Origin of the sequence: Ornithinimicrobium sp. CNJ-824 (assembly GCF_001942405.1) — a bacterium.
GTDB classification, from domain to species: domain Bacteria; phylum Actinomycetota; class Actinomycetes; order Actinomycetales; family Dermatophilaceae; genus Ornithinicoccus; species Ornithinicoccus kibberensis.
Genome location: NZ_MKKA01000060.1, coordinates 116,632 through 134,063, shown reverse-complemented (window position 1 = coordinate 134,063; position 17,432 = coordinate 116,632). Strand labels below are relative to the sequence as shown.

At 73.3% G+C, this 17,432-nt stretch carries 12 protein-coding genes and 4 pseudogenes; 7 read left to right on the top strand and 9 right to left on the bottom strand.

Features of this window, described 5'->3' with window-relative positions; translation table 11 throughout:
* Nucleotides 1–46: 46 nt before the first annotated feature.
* The 7 genes and pseudogenes from sufU to BJF81_RS15185 all read right to left on the bottom strand — a co-directional run bounded on the left by sufU (nt 47) and on the right by BJF81_RS15185 (nt 6,562).
* Complete coding sequence (sufU, locus tag BJF81_RS15215; protein WP_075959032.1) at nt 47–559, bottom strand: Fe-S cluster assembly sulfur transfer protein SufU; 513 nt, start codon at nt 557–559, stop codon at nt 47–49.
* Nucleotides 559–1,927 (bottom strand): annotated as a pseudogene (locus BJF81_RS15210) (aminotransferase class V-fold PLP-dependent enzyme). Before BJF81_RS15210 ends, sufU begins: the two are co-directional and overlap by 1 nt.
* 34 nt (nt 1,928–1,961) lie before the next feature.
* Nucleotides 1,962–2,717 carry a Fe-S cluster assembly ATPase SufC gene (gene sufC / locus BJF81_RS15205; RefSeq protein WP_075959031.1) on the bottom strand — a complete coding sequence of 252 codons (756 nt, stop codon included), beginning with the start codon at nt 2,715–2,717 and terminating at the stop codon, nt 1,962–1,964.
* A 41-nt stretch (nt 2,718–2,758) separates the two neighbouring features.
* Nucleotides 2,759–3,097 carry a non-heme iron oxygenase ferredoxin subunit gene (locus BJF81_RS15200; RefSeq protein ID WP_075959030.1) on the bottom strand — a complete coding sequence of 113 codons (339 nt, stop codon included), beginning with the start codon at nt 3,095–3,097 and terminating at the stop codon, nt 2,759–2,761.
* Nucleotides 3,094–4,305, bottom strand: a complete 1,212-nt coding sequence (sufD, locus tag BJF81_RS15195) for a Fe-S cluster assembly protein SufD (protein WP_075959029.1) — start codon at nt 4,303–4,305, stop codon at nt 3,094–3,096. The genes BJF81_RS15200 and sufD overlap by 4 nt, the downstream gene beginning before the upstream one ends.
* A complete protein-coding gene (gene sufB, locus BJF81_RS15190; RefSeq protein WP_075959028.1) occupies nt 4,305–5,726 on the bottom strand; it encodes a Fe-S cluster assembly protein SufB in 1,422 nt (473 codons plus the stop codon). Before sufB ends, sufD begins: the two co-directional genes overlap by 1 nt.
* On the bottom strand, nt 5,723–6,562 hold the full coding sequence (locus BJF81_RS15185) for a helix-turn-helix transcriptional regulator (RefSeq protein WP_075959027.1): 840 nt from the start codon (nt 6,560–6,562) through the stop codon (nt 5,723–5,725). Before BJF81_RS15185 ends, sufB begins: the two co-directional genes overlap by 4 nt.
* A 70-nt stretch (nt 6,563–6,632) precedes the next feature.
* Here BJF81_RS15185 and BJF81_RS15180 point away from each other — a divergent pair, with 70 nt between their 5' ends.
* Genes BJF81_RS15180 through BJF81_RS15175 form a run of 3 tightly spaced genes read left to right on the top strand, consistent with a single transcriptional unit; the run spans nt 6,633 to nt 8,169 of the window.
* A complete protein-coding gene (locus BJF81_RS15180; protein ID WP_446740571.1) occupies nt 6,633–7,196 on the top strand; it encodes an ATP-binding cassette domain-containing protein in 564 nt (187 codons plus the stop codon).
* The gene (locus BJF81_RS21675; protein ID WP_446740570.1) at nt 7,193–7,354 is read left to right on the top strand and encodes a hypothetical protein; all 162 of its coding nucleotides are present in this window, start codon (nt 7,193–7,195) and stop codon (nt 7,352–7,354) included. Before BJF81_RS15180 ends, BJF81_RS21675 begins: the two co-directional genes overlap by 4 nt.
* Nucleotides 7,351–8,169, top strand: coding sequence for an ABC transporter permease (locus tag BJF81_RS15175; RefSeq protein ID WP_237770280.1), 819 nt, complete (start codon nt 7,351–7,353; stop codon nt 8,167–8,169). The genes BJF81_RS21675 and BJF81_RS15175 overlap by 4 nt, the downstream gene beginning before the upstream one ends.
* 187 nt (nt 8,170–8,356) lie before the next feature.
* Here the strand turns inward: BJF81_RS15175 and BJF81_RS15170 are convergent, their stop codons facing one another.
* Together BJF81_RS15170 and BJF81_RS15165 are read right to left on the bottom strand one after the other, a co-directional pair.
* Nucleotides 8,357–9,379, bottom strand: a complete 1,023-nt coding sequence (locus tag BJF81_RS15170; RefSeq protein ID WP_075959026.1) for a COX15/CtaA family protein — start codon at nt 9,377–9,379, stop codon at nt 8,357–8,359.
* 51 nt (nt 9,380–9,430) lie between these two features.
* Nucleotides 9,431–10,401: pseudogene (locus BJF81_RS15165) on the bottom strand (heme o synthase).
* Nucleotides 10,402–10,633: 232 nt separating this feature from the next.
* On the opposite strand from BJF81_RS15165, the pseudogene tkt reads away from it, so the two are divergent.
* The 4 genes and pseudogenes from tkt to zwf all read left to right on the top strand — a co-directional run bounded on the left by tkt (nt 10,634) and on the right by zwf (nt 17,363).
* Nucleotides 10,634–12,927, top strand: a pseudogene (gene tkt, locus BJF81_RS15160) (transketolase).
* Entirely contained in the window at nt 12,924–14,114 is a 1,191-nt protein-coding gene (tal, locus tag BJF81_RS15155) for a transaldolase (protein WP_237770279.1), read from the top strand. Before tkt ends, tal begins: the two are co-directional and overlap by 4 nt.
* Nucleotides 14,111–15,813: pseudogene (locus BJF81_RS15150) on the top strand (glucose-6-phosphate isomerase). The gene tal and the pseudogene BJF81_RS15150 overlap by 4 nt, the downstream one beginning before the upstream one ends.
* A complete protein-coding gene (zwf, locus tag BJF81_RS15145; RefSeq protein WP_075959025.1) occupies nt 15,813–17,363 on the top strand; it encodes a glucose-6-phosphate dehydrogenase in 1,551 nt (516 codons plus the stop codon). The pseudogene BJF81_RS15150 and the gene zwf overlap by 1 nt, the downstream one beginning before the upstream one ends.
* Nucleotides 17,364–17,432: the final 69 nt, after the last annotated feature.

The following is a 17,432-nucleotide window of genomic DNA, read 5'->3' as shown; positions in this document are numbered from 1 at the left end:
GAAGGGGTCGGTGGGTGGTCGGGGACCGGCCTCGTCGGCCAGTCTCTCAGGGTCTGGGCGTGCTGTCCCGGGCGTCGGCCCGGCCGGGCCTGGTGCCCTGGTCGGTGCTCGCGGCCGAGATGTCCGCCCCCGCCCGGGCCAGCGCGTCGAGGTAGGCCGACCAGGACAGCAGCGCGCACTTGACCCGGGCCGGGTAGCGGGCGACGCCGGCGAAGGCGACGGCGTCGCCGATCTGCTCCGGGTCGCCCGCGTCGGCCCCCCGGCTGGTGAGCATGTCGTGCAGGTGCCGGTAGGTCTCCAGGGTCTCGGCGACCGGCCGGCCGATCGACTCCTCGGCCAGGACCGACGTGGAGGCCACCGAGATCGAGCAGCCGAGGGCGTCGTAGGACAGGTCCTGCAGGACCGCGTCGGGACCCTCGCCGACCACGTGCACCCGGAGGCTGATCTCGTCGCCGCAGGTGGGGTTGACGTGGTTGACCTCGACGTCGTACGGCTCGCGCAGCCCGGCGTGCCGGGGCCGCTTGGCGTGGTCGAGGATGAGCTCGCCGTAGAGGTCCATCAGGCCGCTCCCGTCCGGAAGATCGTGGGCACCCGGTCGAGGGCCTCCAGCCAGGCGTCGATCTCCGCCGGGGTGGTGTAGACCCCGAAGCTGGCCCGCGTGGAGGCCGGGACGCGGAGCCGCCGGTGCAGCGGCCAGGCGCAGTGGTGCCCGGTCCGCACGGCCACCCCGGCGTCGTCGAGGACCTGCCCGACGTCGTGCGGGTGGACCTCGTCGACGACGAAGGAGACGCAGCCGACCCGGTCGGCCGGGTCGGTCGGTCCCAGGACCCGCACCCAGGGCCGCTCGGCGAGGGCCGCCAGCGCGTGCCCGGTGAGCATCCGGTCGTGGGCGTGCACCCGGTCCAGACCGAGGCCGGACAGGTAGCGCAACGCCGCCGCCAGGCCGACGGCCTGGGCGGCCATCGGCACCCCGGCCTCGAACTTGGCCGGCGGGGGCGCCCACGTGGAGCCCTCCATGCGGACGACCTCGATCATCGACCCGCCCGTGAGGAAGGGCGGCATCGCCTCGAGCAGCGCGCGCCGGGCCCACAGCACCCCGACGCCGGAGGGGCCCAGCGTCTTGTGCCCGGTGAGCACGAGCGCGTCCACGCCCGAACCCGGGGCGTCAGCGCGGTGACGTCCAGGTGCGGCGCGCTCTGGCAGGCGTCCACGAACACCAGCGCCCCCACCCGGCGGGCCGCGGCCACGACCGGGGAGTCGGGGCCCAGGTCGTTGAGCGTCCCGAGGACGTTGGACACGTGGGTCAGGGCCACGACCTTGGTCCGCTCCCCCACCACCTCCGCCGGGTCGGTGAGGTGCCCGTCGTCGCTCACCCCGATCCAGCGCAGCGTGGCGCCGGTGCGGCGGCACAGCTCCTGCCACGCACGAGGTTGGCGTGGTGCTCCATCTCGGTCACCACGACCTCGTCGCCGGGGCCGAGCCGCAGCCGGGCGGCCCAGTCCTCGTCGACACCGTCCAGCGCGCCCGGGGCGGCGGCGTTGGAGAAGGCGTAGGCCAGCAGGTTCAGGCCCTCGGTGCCGTTCTTGGTGAAGACGACCTCACCGGCGTCGGCGCCGAGGAAGCCGGCCACGGTCTCGCGGGCGTCCTCGAAGGCCTCGGTGGCCTCCTCGGCCAGCTGGTGCGCGCCGCGGTGCACGGCGGCGTTGTGCCGCTCGTAGAACTCCCGCTCCGCGTCCAGCACGACCCGCGGCTTCTGCGAGGTCGCCCCGCTGTCGAGGTAGACGAGCGGCCGGCCCCCACGCACCGTGCGGCCCAGCAGCGGGAAGTCCGCGCGGATCCGCGCGGACTCGCCCTCGCTGAACGGCCGCGGCGCCGCGGAGGCGTGCTCCGCGGTGCCCGCGTGCGGGGTGGGCCGGCCCATCGTCATACCTCCTCGGCGGGGCTGGTGGCGTCCGTCGTCCTCAGACCCCGGCCGTGAGGAAGCGGTCGTAGCCCTCCTCCTCCAGGCGGTCGGCGAGGTCCCTGCCGCCCGACTCGGCCACGCGCCCGTTGATGAACACGTGCACGTAGTCCGGCTGGATGTAGCGCAGGATGCGGGTGTAGTGGGTGATGAGCATGACGCCCAGCCCGGTGGCGTCCTTGACGCGGTTGACGCCCTCGGAGACGACCTTGAGCGCGTCGACGTCCAGGCCGGAGTCGGTCTCGTCGAGGATGGCGATCTTGGGCTGGAGCAGCTCCATCTGCAGGATCTCGTGGCGCTTCTTCTCGCCGCCGGAGAAGCCCTCGTTGACGTTGCGCTCGGCGAAGGCCGGGTCCATCCGCAGGGCCTCCATGGCGCCCTTCATGTCCTTGACCCAGTGGCGCAGCTTGGGGGCCTCGCCGTCGACCGCGGTCTTGGCGGTGCGCAGGAAGTTGGACACGGTGACGCCGGGCACCTCGACGGGGTACTGCATGGCCAGGAACAGCCCGGCCTGGGCGCGCTCGTCGACGCCCATCTCCAGGACGTCCTCGCCGTCGAGCAGCACCTGGCCGCTGGTGACGGTGTACTTCGGGTGGCCGGCGATCGCGTAGGCCAGCGTCGACTTGCCCGAGCCGTTGGGACCCATGATCGCGTGGGTCTCGCCGGAGCTGATGGTCAGGTCGACGCCGCGCAGGATCTCGGTGGCGTCGTCGTCGGCGACGCTGACGTGCAGGTCGCGGATCTCCAGGGTGGTCATGGTGCTCCTTGGGAAGAGAAGGAAGGGGGGTATGGGGTGGGTCAGTCGGCGAGGGTCACCCAGACCTGGTCGCCCTCCAGGGTCACGGTGTGCACCGCGATCGGCTGGGTGGCGGGCAGGCTCTTGGGCTCACCGGTCGTCATGTCGAACTGGGACCCGTGCAGCCAGCACTCGATGAGCTCGCCCTCGACGTCGCCCTCGGCCAGCGAGACGTTGGCGTGCGTGCAGGTGTCGTCGAAGGCGTGCACGTGGCCGGCCGAGTCGCGGGCGATCGACACCCGGCGCCCGCCGATGTCGGCCACGACCGCGCCGACCTCGGGCAGGTCGCCGAGGGCGCACACGTGCACCGGCTCGGGACCGGCGACGGCGGGCTGCCTCATGCCGGGGCGACCTCGGCGGTGAGCGCGAGCTCCTCGTCGATCGCGGCCATGACGGTGTCGACGACCTCCGGCACGCCGATCTTGGCGACGACGTCGGCGAAGAAACCGCGCACGACCAGGCGCCGGGCCTCGTCCTCGGTGATGCCGCGGGACATCAGGTAGAACAGCTGTTCGTCGTCGAACCGGCCGGTGGAGCTGGCGTGGCCGGCGCCGGCGATCTCGCCGGTCTCGATCTCCAGGTTGGGCACGGAGTCGGCGCGGGCGCCGTCGGTGAGGACCAGGTTGCGGTTGAGCTCGTAGGTCTCGATGCCCTCGGCCTCCTTGCGGATCAGCACGTCGCCGACCCACACGGTGCGGGCGCTCTCGCCCTGCAGCGCACCCTTGTAGGTGACCAGCGAGGTGCACCGGGGGGCGTTGTGGTCCACGAACGAGCGGTGCTCCAGGTGCTGGCCGGCGTCGGCGAAGTAGACGCCGAGCAGGGTGGCGTCCCCGCCGGGGCCGGCGTAGCGGACGTTGGAGTTGACCCGCACGATGCCGCCGCCGAGCGTGACGACGATGTGCTTGTAGGTCGCGTCCCGGCCGACGAGCGCCTCGTGCTGGCCCAGGTGGAGCGCGTCGTCCTCCCAGCGCTGCAGGCTGACCACGGTCAGCTGCGCACCGTCGCCCACGACGACCTCGAGGTTGCCGGTGTGGTCGGCGCTGCCGGTGTGGTCGAGGATGACCAGGGCCTTGCTGTGCCGCTCGGCCTCGAGCACGTAGTGCGCGTTGCTCCGGCGCCCGGCGCCGCGGCCGTGCACCCGCACGCGCACGGGGTCGGGGTGCTCGACGTCGGCGGGGATCCGCAGGTGCAGGGCCTCGGGGGTGTTGGCGCTGGCCACGGCCGCGCCGCGGTCCTCGGGCACCAGCACGGTGCCGCGGGGGGCCTGGCCGGGGGCCAGGGTGCCGGCGACGAACTGCTCGGGCGCCTCCACCGTGAACTCGGCCGCGTGGTCGTCGCCGTCGTCGTCCGTGGCGGTGTCGGAGAGCACGTGGCCCAGCCGGTCGACCGGGGTGAAGCGCCACTCCTCCTCCCGGCCCGTGGGCAGCCCGAAGGCGTCCACGTCGAAGGACCGGGTGCGGGCGGCCCGGGACTGGTCCGGGATCCGGTGGTCGCCACCCAGCTGGGCGGCGGGGTCCACGTGGGTGTTCTCGTCGATGAGCAGCGACATCAGCCGACGGCTCCTTCCATCTGCAGCTCGATGAGGCGGTTGAGCTCGAGGGCGTACTCCATGGGCAGCTCACGGGCGATGGGCTCGACGAACCCGCGCACGATCATCGCCATGGCCTCGGTCTCGGACAGGCCTCGGGACATGAGGTAGAACATCTGGTCCTCGGACACCTTGGAGACGGTCGCCTCGTGGCCCATCTGCACGTCGTCCTCGCGGACGTCGACGTAGGGGTAGGTGTCGGACCGGGAGATCTGGTCGACCAGCAGGGCGTCGCAGACCACCGAGGAGCGGCTGTGGTGGGCCCCCTCGTTGATCTGGACCAGGCCCCGGTAGGAGGACCGGCCACCACCACGGGCCACCGACTTGGACACGATGGTCGAGGAGGTGTGCGGGGCGGCGTGCACCATCTTGGAGCCGGCGTCCTGGTGCTGGCCCTCGCCGGCGAAGGCGACGGACAGCGTCTCGCCCTTGGCGTGCTCGCCGAGGAGGTAGACGGCCGGGTACTTCATGGTGACCTTGGAGCCGATGTTGCCGTCGATCCACTCCATGGTCGCGCCCTCGTCGCAGGTCGCACGCTTGGTGACCAGGTTGTAGACGTTGTTGGACCAGTTCTGGATCGTGGTGTAGCGGACGCGGGCGTCCTTCTTGACGACGATCTCGACGACGGCGGAGTGCAGGCTGTCGGTCTTGTAGATCGGCGCGGTGCAGCCCTCGACGTAGTGCACCGAGGAGCCCTCGTCGGCGATGATCAGGGTCCGCTCGAACTGGCCCATGTTCTCGGTGTTGATCCGGAAGTAGGCCTGCAGCGGGATGTCCACCTCCACGCCCTTGGGGACGTAGATGAAGGAGCCGCCGGACCAGACCGCGGAGTTCAGCGAGGCGAACTTGTTGTCGCCCACCGGGATGACCGAGCCGAAGTACTCGCGGAAGAGCTCCTCGTGCTCGCGCAGACCGGTGTCGGTGTCGACGAAGATGACGCCCTTCTCCTCCAGGTCCTCCCGGATCTGGTGGTAGACGACCTCGGACTCGTACTGGGCGGCGACGCCGGCGACGAGGCGCTGCTTCTCGGCCTCGGGGATGCCCAGGCGGTCGTAGGTGTTCTTGATGTCCTCGGGCAGGTCCTCCCAGCTGGTGGCCTGCTTCTCGGTGGAGCGCACGAAGTACTTGATGTTGTCGAAGTCGATGTCCGACAGGTCGGCGCCCCAGTGCGGCATCGGCTTCTTGCCGAACAGCCGCAGCGCCTTGAGCCGCTGCTCCAGCATCCAGGCCGGCTCGTCCTTCATGGCCGAGATGCCGCGGACGACCTCCTCGGACAGGCCGCGCCGCGCGGTGGCTCCCGCCACGTCGCTGTCGGCCCAGCCGTACTCGTAGGTGCCCAGGTCCTTCAGACCCGGGTTCAGCTCCTCGATGTTGGTGCTCATCGCTCAGACCTCTCGTCGGCGTGGTGGTCGTGGGTCGGTGTGGTCGGTGTGCTGCGCGGCCCGGTCGTCTCCGGGGTGGCGCGGGGTATGACGTAGGGCCGGGCCCGCGCGCGCTCCTGCGGCGTGGGCTCCCGGGCGCCCAGGGCACCCGTCGGCACGAAGGTGGTGCACACGTGCTCGCCGCCGGCCAGGGTGGCCAGCCGCTGCACGTGCACCCCGAGGATCCGGGAGATCGCCTCGGTCTCGGCCTCGCAGAAGTGCCGGAACTCCGAGGCCACCGAACGGACGGGGCAGTGGCCCTGGCACAGCTGGATGCCGGCCGGCCCGGCGCCCGGTCCGACCGGGCGGGCCGAGGCAGCATACCCCTCCTCGGAGAGGGCCGCGGCCAGGGCCGAGGCACGGGCGTCCAGGTCGTCGGGGTCGGCCCCGGACGCCGTCAGGTGACGGTCCATGGCCGCGCGCAGACGTCCCTCGAGCTCGACGACCTGCTGGTCGGCGAAGCTCTCGACGGCCTGCTCCCCCATGGTGTCGGCGAGGTAGTGCAGGGCTGCGGTCGCCACCCCGTCGTAGGCGGTGGTGAACTGCTCCTGCCCCTCGGCGGTGAGCACGTAGGCCCGGGCCGGGCGGCCCCGCCCCCGGGGCGCGCCGCCGGAGGGCACGTGCTCGACGATGACGCCGTCGTGCTCGAGCGCGTCGAGGTGGCGCCGGACGGCGGCCGCGGTGAGGCCGAGCTCCTTGGCCAGGGCACTAGCCGAGACCGGGCCCCGCTCCCCCACGGCGCGACGCACCCGGTCCCGCGTCCGGGACTCGGCCTGCACCTCCACCAAATTCACCATGCCATTGTGTCCTATTTCGCGGCCAGGTCCAAGCAGGAGCTCCCTCGGCGAGCAACTAGAGTTGCCGTCCGTGACCGTTCCCCCTCCCGCCGTGCTGATGGACGGCGTCGTGCGGCGCTTCGGGGCCGTGGAGGCGCTCCGCGGGCTGACCTGGTCCGCCCGGTCCGGGGAGGTCACCTGCGTGCTCGGCCCGAACGGTGCGGGCAAGACCACCGGCGTCGAGATCGCCGTCGGGCTGCGACGTCCGGACGCCGGCACCGTGCGGGTGCTCGGTGCGGACCCGTGGGGAGCCGGTGCGGCCCACCGTGCCCGGGTCGGCGTCATGCTCCAGGACGGTGGGCTGCCCCAGTCGGTCCGCCCGGTGGCCCTGCTGCAGCACCTGGCGCGGTTCTGGGAGCGTCCGGCCGACGTCCCCGCCCTCGTGCGCCGGCTGGGCATCGAGGACTTCGCCCGCACGACCGTGCGCCGTCTCTCCGGGGGCCAGCGCCAGCGGGTCGCCTGGCGGGTGCCCTCGTGGGCCGTCCCGAGGTGGCCTTCCTCGACGAGCCGACGGCCGGGCTGGACCCGCACGCGCGTCGTGAGGTGCACTCGATCATCGCCGAGACGGCGGCCGGCGGCTGCGCGACCGTGGTGACCACGCACTCCTTCGAGGAGGCCGAGCGCCTCGCCGACCGGGTCGTCATCGTGGTGGCGGGACGGGTGGTCGCCGACGGGACGCTGGCGGAGGTCGCGGGCACCGAGGGGCTGGAGGCGACCTACTTCCGGCTGGCCGACAGCGAGGTCGTCCGGTGAGCGGGACCGCGCCCTCCGGGGCAACCCCTCCGCCCGCCGCCCCGGCCACCCCTGCCTCACCGCCCGCCTCCCCCGTCCGCCGGGTGCTGGCGCAGGCCGGGTTCGAGACGCGCGGCCTGCTCAGCCACGGGGAGCAGCTCGTCGTCTCCCTCGTCCTGCCGCTCCTGGCCCTGGTCGGGCTGGCGCTGGTGCCCTACCCCGACCTCGCGTCGGGTCCCTGGGCCGGGAGGGAGCGCATCGACGTGCTCACCCCTGGAGTCCTCGCGCTGGCGGTGATGTCGACCGCCTTCACCGGGCAGGCGATCCTGCTCGCCTTCGAGCGCCGGTGGGGGGTGCTGCGCCTGCTGGGCACCACGCCGCTGGGCCGCGGCGGCCTGCTCACGGCCAAGGCGTTGTCGGTCCTGGTCGTCGTCGCCCTGCAGCTGGTCGTCCTCGGTGCGGTCGCGGCGGTGCTCGGGTGGCGTCCGGCCGCGGCGGGCCTGCTGCCCGCGCTCGTCGTCGTCGTCCTGGGCGCGGCGGCCTTCGCCCTGCTCGCGGCCACCCTGGGCGGCGCGCTGCGGGCCGAGGCCGTGCTGGCCCTGGCCAACCTGGTCTGGGTGCTGCTGGCCGCAGGGGGCGGCGTGCTCCTGCCGCCGAGCACCATGCCGGACACGGTGGCGCCGTTCGTCTCCTTGCTGCCGTCCGCGGCCCTCGGGGACGGCCTCCGCGCCGCCCTGGTCGACGGCCGGTTCGCCTTGGGCCCGCTGCTGGTGCTGCTGGCCTGGGCGCTCGCCGCCGGTGTCGTGGCCCGACGCGCCCTGCGCTGGTCCGACTGAGTCCTTCCGACCCAACGGCACCCTGACCGGCGTGTCGCGCACGGTGCGCTCGTGCCTGCGGCGTGTCGCGCGCCCCGGCCCGGTTTCTGCAGCACGCGACCCGCAGCAACCGACGACCGACCCGTGTCCGGCTCCGGCCGGGGCGGCGTGCGGCCCGGCCCGGCGTCCGGCCCGGCCCCTCGTCCGGTCACACCGCGCTGGTCGCCCCCACGCGGGCACCGTCGTCCACGCCGTCGCCGGCCGGCGCGGAGACCACGAACGCCCGGTCCAGGACCGTCCCCACGACCGCGACGAGCACCGCGGCACCGACCAGGTGCAGGGCCACCGCGACGACCGGCAGCCCGGTGAAGAACTGGTAGTAGCCGATGACCCCCTGCACCACCAGCACACCCCCCAGGAGGGCCAGCGGCCGCCGGACCGTCGCGGGCCACCCCTGACGGGCGGCCTGCACCAGCCCGAGCACGGTCACGCCGAGCAGCAGGTAGGCCGGGAGGGTGTGCAGCCTGGTGACCACGTAGGCGTCGAAGGTGTGCCGGGCCACCTCGCCGGCGTCGCCGGCGTGTGGCCCGGTCCCGGTGACCAGGGTGCCGACGTAGACCACGACGAAGGCCAGCGCGCCGACGGCCAGCGCCGTCCCCCGCAGCCACCGCCCCGCCGGTCCCCCGACCTGCCCGGGGCGCTGCTCGGCCGCCACCTGCGGCAGGGACGCCCGTCGGGCCCGGCCCACCAGCACCGCGGCGACCGCGATCATCACCGCCGAGAGCATGAAGTGGACGCCGACCACCCACGGGTTGAGCCCGGTGCGCACGGTGACGCCCCCGACCACGGCCTGCACGACGATGCCGCCGGCCAGGACCAGGGCCAACGACAGCAGCCCCGGGTGGCTGCGGCGGGAGCGCCAGACGGCGAGGAAGGTCAGCACCGCGACGGCGACGAGCACGAAGGTCAGCAACCGGTTGCCGAACTCGATCGCCCCGTGCATCCCCATCGCGCGGGTGGAGGTCCACGACTCCTCGGTGCAGCGTGGCCAGGTGGGGCACCCCAGCCCGGACCCGGTCAGGCGCACCAGCCCGCCGGTGAGCACGAGCAGGGCGTTGGCCAGCAGGGAGGCCCACGCGGTGGCCCGCAGCCACCCACCGGGACGCTCGGGCATCAGCCGCGCCCGCAACGAGGACAGCAGGGTGGGGGTCGAGGCCGTGGAGGTGGTCATCGGGTCACGCTTCCGAGGGTCTGGCAGGGGCGGGGCGCGGGAGGCCGGCGGTCACAGCGGCAGCGGCAGGTGCAGCAGGGGGTCGACGGCCACCCCGAGGAAGAGCAGGGTCAGGTAGCTGATCGAGTAGTGGAACAGCCGCATCGCACCCAGCGCGGGCCCGGCGACCCCACGGCGCGCGCGCCCCAGCAGGCGGTGCGACTCGACGACGAACAGTGCGCCGGAGACCACGGCCACGACCGTGTAGATCCACCCCATCGGGCGACCGGGACGAGGGCGAGGGAGGTCAGGACGGTCACCCAGGCGTACCCGACGATCTTGCGTCCCACGGCCACGTCCTCGGCGACCACGGGGAGCATCGGCACCCCGGCGGCGGCGTAGTCCTCGCGGAAGCGCATCGACAGCGGCCAGTAGTGCGGCGGCGTCCAGAAGAAGACGACGAGGAACAGGATCAGCGCCTCCCAGGACACCGAGCCGGTCACCGCCGACCAGCCGATGAGGACCGGCACGCACCCCGCGACACCGCCCCAGACGATGTTCTGGCTGGTCCGCCGCTTGAGGATCATCGTGTAGAAGACGACGTAGAGCGCGATCGCCGCCAGGCCGAGCCAGGCGGAGATCCAGTTGACGAGCAGCCCGAGCCACAGCACGGAGGCCACGCCGAGGACCCCGCCGAAGACGAGGGAGGCCCGGGGGCTGATGGTCCCGGTGACCAGCGGCCGGTTGGACGTGCGGTTCATCTGCGCGTCGATGTCCCGGTCCAGGTAGCAGTTGAGCACGTTGGCCGAGGCGGCCGCGAGGGTGCCTCCGACGAGGGTGGCCACGATGAGCCACACGGGAGGGATCCCGCGATGGGCCAGGAACATCACCGGGAAGGTGGTCACGAGCAGCAGCTCGATGATCCGGGGCTTGGTCAGGGCCACGTAGTCGCGCACCACGTCGCGCCACGTGCGTCCTCGGGCGGCGCCGACGGTGACGTCGGCGGGTCCGTCGGGCGCGCGGCGCGGGTCGAGCGTGGTCACGGTGTCCTTCGGTGGCAGGCGTCGTCCCCACGGGACGCTGACGTCCCTCGATGGTACTCCGTGGGCCGGCCCGGCCCGGCACCCGCGACCCCCGGGCCTCCCCCCGGGGGCGCCGACGGCAACTGTCGGCAACGGGCGCGCGTCGGGAGGTGAGCGGCTAAGGTCGGGGGTATGCCGCGCCGGCCCCGGGGCCGGTGCCAGCGACCGTCCGACCCCCACCCGAGGAGTACACGTGAGCCAGACCGCCCCGACCCTCACCGCCGGCCGCGACGAGAGCCTGACCCGGCCGATCGCCGACGAGGTGGGCTGGACCGACGCGGACGTCCGGGCGGTGGACACGGTCCGTGTCCTGGCCGCCGACGCCGTGCAGCACGCGGGCCACGGGCACCCGGGCACGGCCATGAGCCTGGCACCGCTGGCCTACCTGCTCTACCAGGACGTCATGGTCCACGACCCCTCCGACCCGCACTGGCTCGGCCGTGACCGGTTCGTCCTCTCCGCCGGCCACTCGAGCCTGACGCAGTACATCCAGCTCTACCTCTCCGGCTACGGCATGGAGCTGGACGACATCAAGGCGCTGCGGACCTGGGGCAGCGCGACCCCCGGCCACCCCGAGGTGCACCACACCACCGGCGTGGAGATCACGACGGGGCCCCTGGGCTCCGGCCTGGCCTCCGCGGTCGGGATGGCCATGGCGCAGCGGCGCCAGCGCGGCCTGCTCGACCCGGACGCGGCCCCCGGCGAGTCCCCCTTCGACCACCACGTGTGGGTCGTGGCCTCCGACGGCGACCTCATGGAGGGCGTGTCCTCCGAGGCGTCGTCCCTGGCCGGCCACCAGGAGCTGTCCAACCTCACGGTCGTCTACGACCAGAACTTCATCTCGATCGAGGACGACACCGACATCTCCTTCAGCGAGGACGTCGCCAAGCGCTACGAGGCCTACGGCTGGCACGTCGAGACCGTGGACTGGCGCGGGCGTGCCGGCGACAGCGGCGACGCCGCCCGCGCGGACGACGGGACGGGCCCCTACACCGAGGACGTGGACGCCCTTCACGCCGCGCTGCAGGCCTCCCGTGAGCGCACCGACCGCCCGACCCTCGTCATCCTGCGGACGGTCATCGCCTGGCCGGCGCCCACCGCCCGGGACACCGCGCCTCGCACGGGTCCGCGCTCGGCGAGGACGAGGTCGCGGCCACCAAGAAGCTGCTGGGCTTCGACCCGGAGGCCGCCTTCCCCGTCGAGGACGAGGTCCTCGAGCACGCCCGCGCCGTGGTCGGGCGGGGCCAGGAGGCGCACGCCCGGTGGCAGGAGCGCTACCTGGCGTGGCGCGAGGCCAACCCCGAGGGCGCCCGTCTGCTGGACAGGCTGCAGGCCAAGGAGCTGCCCGAGGGCCTGGACGAGGCCCTGCCCACCTTCGAGGCCGACGAGAAGGGCATGGCGACCCGCAAGGCGTCCGGCCAGGTGCTGACCGCGCTCGCCCCGGTCATGCCCGAGCTGTGGGGCGGCTCCGCCGACCTCGCGGGCTCCAACAACACGACGATGGAGGGTGAGCCGAGCTTCGTCCCAGACGGCAAGGCCACCGAGTCCTTCCCGGGCCACCGCTACGGCCGCACCCTGCACTTCGGCATCCGCGAGCACGCCATGGGGATGAGCCTGAACGGGATCGCGCTCGAGGGCCTGACCCGTCCCTACGGCGGGACCTTCCTCATCTTCTCCGACTACATGCGCCCCGCGGTCCGGCTGGCCGCCCTCCAGCAGCTGCCGGTCGTCTACGTGTGGACGCACGACAGCATCGGCCTGGGCGAGGACGGCCCGACTCACCAGCCGGTGGAGCACCTGGCCGCCCTGCGCGCGATCCCCGGGCTGGACGTCGTCCGGCCGGCCGACGCCAACGAGACGGCCGTCGCCTGGCGGACGATCCTGGAGACCGTCGACCACCCCTCCGCGCTGGCGCTCACGCGGCAGAACGTGCCCACCCTCGACCGGTCCGTGCTGGCCCCGGCCGACGGGGTCGCCCGGGGCGGCTACGTCCTGGCCGAGGCCGAGGGCGGGGATCCGCAGGTGGTGCTCATCGGCACCGGGTCGGAGGTCCAGCTCGCGCTGGGCGCCCGGGACCAGCTGCAGGCCGACGGGGTGCCCACCCGTGTCGTCTCGATGCCCTGCCGGGAGTGGTTCGACGCCCAGGACCAGAGCTACCGCGACGAGGTGCTGCCGCCCGCCGTCCGTGCGCGGGTCTCGGTCGAGGCGGGGGTCGCCCAGGGCTGGCGCGAGCTGGTCGGTGACGCCGGCCGGATCGTGAGCCTGGAGCACTTCGGCGCCTCCGCCGACTTCGAGACCCTCTTCCGGGAGTTCGGCCTCACCGCCGACGCGGTCGCGAAGTCCGCGCGCGAGTCGATCGAGGCCGCGCGGGGCGAGGCCCCCTCCGCCCCCGGCACCTCCGACCCGCAGGAACCGACCGACGACGAGAGCACCCTCGGGGACGCCGGCGAAGGCGGCACCCGGTCCACCGACGAGACCCAGAAGTGAGCGAGGACACCATGAGCCACCACGACGACGGCAAGCCCACCCAGGCACCCGAGCAGGGCGCCACCGCCGACCAGGGCGAGTCCCGCACCATCCTGCACGAGCTGGCCGAGGCCGGCGTGTCCGTGTGGCTGGACGACCTGAACCGCCCGATGATCGCCGACGGCGACCTGCAGGGCTACGTGGACCGCGGGGTCCTGGGCGTGACCACCAACCCGACCATCTTCGCCAGCGCGCTGGCCGAGGGCGACTCCTACAGCGACCAGGTGGCCGAGCTCGCCGGGTCCTCGGTCGACGAGGCCGTCTTCGCGCTGACGACCCGCGACGTCCGGGACGCCTGCGACGTGCTCGCCCCGGTGCACGAGCGCACCGGTGGCCTCGACGGCCGGGTCTCCATCGAGGTCGACCCGCGGCTGGCCAAGGACACCGCGCGCACCGTCGAGGTCGCCCGCCGCCTCTGGGCCGAGATCGACCGGCCCAACCTGCTCATCAAGATCCCGGCGACCGTGGAGGGCCTGCCGGCGATCAGCCAGGCCCTGGCCGAGGGGATCAGCGTCAACGTGACCCTCATCTTCAGCCTGGACCGCTACCGCGGCGTGATGAGTGCCTACCTCACCGGGCTGGAGCAGGCCCGGGAGCGGGGCCACGACCTGTCCCCCATCTACTCGGTGGCCTCCTTCTTCGTCTCGCGGGTCGACAGCGAGATCGACAAGCGGCTGGAGGAGATCGGCACCGAGGAGGCGCTGGCCCTGCGCGGCAAGGCGGGGCTGGCCAACGCACGGCTCGCCTACCAGGCCTTCGAGGAGGTCTTCTCCACCCCCCGCTGGCAGAACCTGGCCGACGACGGGGCCAACGTGCAGCGTCCCCTGTGGGCCTCCACCGGGGTGAAGAACCCGGACTACCCCGACACCATGTACGTCACCGAGCTCGTGGCGCCGCACACGGTCAACACGATGCCCGCCAAGACCCTCGAGGCCACCGTGGACCACGGCCGGCTGACCGGGGACACGGTCACCGGGTCCTACGCCGAGGCCCAGGAGGTCCTCGACGCCCTGGCCCGGGTCGGCGTGGACTACACCGACGTCGTGGAGCAGCTCGAGGCCGAGGGCGTGGACAAGTTCGCCACCTCCTGGGACGAGCTCCTCGAGACCGTGAGCACCGAGCTGGGCAAGGCGGCGGGCCGGGCATGAGCGCCCTGACCGTCGAGGCTCTCGGCGCGGCCGCCGACGCCGTGGAGCGCCACCTGGCCGGTCTCGTCGAGCGTCGCTTCGCCTCCCGGCTCTTCGAGCAGGACGCGACGCTGTGGGGTCCGCGGGCCGAGGAGGAGGCGTCCAAGCGTCTCTCCTGGGTCGACCTGCCGCGTTCCTCACGACCCCTCGTCGGGGAGGTCGAGGCCCTCCGGGAGCAGCTGCGCGAGCGCGGGGCCGACCGCATCGTCCTGTGCGGCATGGGCGGCTCCTCGCTGGCCCCCGAGGTCATCTGCGCGACCGCCGGCGTGCCCCTCGTCGTGCTGGACACCTCGGACCCGGACATGGTCCGCTCGGCGGTCGGGACCGACCTCCGGCGCACCGCCGTCGTCGTCTCCTCCAAGTCGGGCTCCACCCTGGAGACCGACTCGCAGCGACGGGCGTTCGTGCAGGCGTTCACCGACGCCGGCATCGACCCCACCGAGCGGATCGTCGTGGTCACCGACCCCGGGAGCCCCCTGGACGAGCAGTCCCGCGCGGAGGGCTACCGGGTCGTCAACGCCGACCCGGACGTCGGCGGGCGCTACTCGGCCCTCACCGCCTTCGGCCTGGTCCCCTCCGGCCTGGCCGGGGTGGACGTGGGGTCGCTGCTCGACGAGGCCGAGGAGGTCGCCGACCTGCTCGCCGACGACGACCTCGGCAACCCGGGCCTGCGGCTGGGTGCCGCGCTCGGCGGCACCGAGCCGCTGCGTGACAAGCTGCTCTTCGCGGACGGCGGCTCGGGCATCGTGGGACTGGCCGACTGGGCCGAGCAGCTGATCGCCGAGTCCACGGGCAAGGAGGGCACCGGGATCCTCCCCGTCGTGACGCCGCCCGGCCGGCCCCCGGCCCAGGGGCTGCGGGAGACCGCCGACTGCACGGTGGTCGCGCTCGTGCCGGCCGACGAGGTCGAGCTCGACCTCACCGGCGACGACGACGAGGAGGACGAGGACCACTCCGCCACCGGTACCGGCGCCACCTCCGAGGAGGGCGCCGGCGTGAGCACCGGTTCACGCGTCGCCGTTGCCGGGCCGCTCGGTGCCCAGCTGCTCCTGTGGGAGGTGGCCACCGCGGTGGCCGGCTCCCTGCTGGACATCAACCCCTTCGACCAGCCGGACGTGGAGAGCGCCAAGGACGCCGCCCGGCAGATCATGGCCGACGGCGGCGGGGAGACCGTGGAACCGGACCTGCGCGACGGGGCGGTCGAGGTCCGCGCGGCCGGACCGGGCTGGCTGCCCGAGGGCTCCGCGAGCCTGACGGACGCGGTCGGTGCGCTGCTGCGACAGCTCGACCCCAGCACCGGCTACCTGGCCGTCATGGTCTACCTCGACCGGATCGAGCACGCCGACCTCGCCGAGGCCCAGGCCGACCTGGTCGACCGGACCGGCCGACCGGTGACGTTCGGCTGGGGACCGCGCTTCCTGCACTCCACCGGGCAGTACCACAAGGGCGGCCCCGCCCAGGGGGTCTACCTGCAGGTGACCGGCGAGCCCCGGGAGGACCTGCCCGTCCCCGGCAAGGACTTCACCTTCGGGGAGTTCATCGCCGCCCAGGCCGCCGGCGACGCCAGGTGCTGGCGGACCACGGCCGGCCGGTGCTGCGGCTGCACCTGACCGACCAGGCGCAGGGGCTGGAGCAGCTGCGTCGCACCCTGGCGGGCTGATGCCGGACTCCCCGGCCCCGGTGACGGCGGAGCACAACCCGCTGCGGCACCCCGACGACAAGCGGCTGCCCCGCATCGCCGGGCCCTGCAGCATGGTGATGTTCGGCGTCACCGGCGACCTGGCCCGCACCAAGCTCATGCCGGCGATCTACGACCTCGCCAACCGTGGGCTGCTGCCTCCGGGCTTCTCCCTCGTCGGGTTCGCCCGCCGGGAGTGGGCCGACCAGGACTTCGCCAAGGTGGTGCACGACTCGGTGCGGGCGCACGCCCGCACCGAGTTCCGCGAGGAGGTGTGGCGCTCCCTCGCCGAGGGGTTCCGGTTCGTCCCGGGCGCCTTCGACGACCCGGACGCCTTCGACCTGCTCGCCCGGACCGTGCGCGAGCTGGACGACCGCCGGGGCACGGGCGGCAACCACGCGTTCTACCTGTCGATCCCCCCGGCGTGGTTCGCGCCGGTGTGCGAACGCCTGCAGGCCAGCGGGCTGTCCGACCCCCGGCCGGGCACCTGGCGGCGCGTGGTGATCGAGAAGCCCTTCGGGCACGGCCTGGAGAGCGCCCAGGAGCTCAACGCCATCGTCGAGGGCGTCTTCCCCCCGGACTCGGTCTTCCGCATCGACCACTACCTGGGCAAGGAGACCGTCCAGAACCTGCTGGCCCTGCGGTTCGCCAACCAGATGTTCGAGCCGATCTGGAACAGCCACTACGTCGACCACGTGCAGATCACCATGGCCGAGGACATCGGCATCGGCGGCCGGGCCGGCTACTACGACGAGGTCGGCGCGGCCCGGGACGTCATCCAGAACCATCTGCTCCAGCTGCTCGCGCTCACCGCCATGGAGCCGCCCGTGGCGTTCACCGCCGACGCGGTCCGGGCCGAGAAGGAGAAGGTGCTGGCCTCCGTGCGGCTGCCCGACGACCTCGACGAGGCCACCGCCCGTGGTCGCTACGCCGAGGGGTGGCAGGGCGACGTCCGCGTGCCGGGCTACCTGGACGAGGACGGGGTCGACCCCGGCTCCACCACCGAGACGTATGCCGCGGTCCGGCTCGGGGTGCACACCCGCCGGTGGGCGGGGGTCCCCTTCTACCTGCGGGCCGGCAAGAGGCTGGGCAAACGCGTCACCGAGATCGCGGTGGTCCTCAAGCGGGCCCCCCACCTGCCGTTCACGGACACCGCCACCGAGGAGCTCGGTCAGAACGCCGTCGTCATCCGGGTCCAGCCGGACGAGGGGGTCACCATGCGGTTCGGCTCCAAGGTGCCGGGCAGCCAGATGGAGGTCCGGGACGTGACGATGGACTTCGGCTACGGCGCCTCCTTCACCGAGTCCAGCCCCGAGGCCTACGAACGTCTCATCCTCGACGTCCTCCTGGGTGAGCCCCCGCTCTTCCCGCGTCACGAGGAGGTCGAGCTGTCCTGGAAGATCCTCGACCCCGTCATCGAGCACTGGGCCCGCGCCGGGACGCCCCCGCCGGACTACGCGGCCGGGACGTGGGGGCCGGACTCCGCCCACGAGCTGATGGCCCGTGACGGGCGCACCTGGAGGCTGCCGTGATCCGCGACCTGCCCAGCACGTCCACCCGCGAGGTGGTCAAGGAGCTGCTGCGCCTGCGCGACGGGGTGG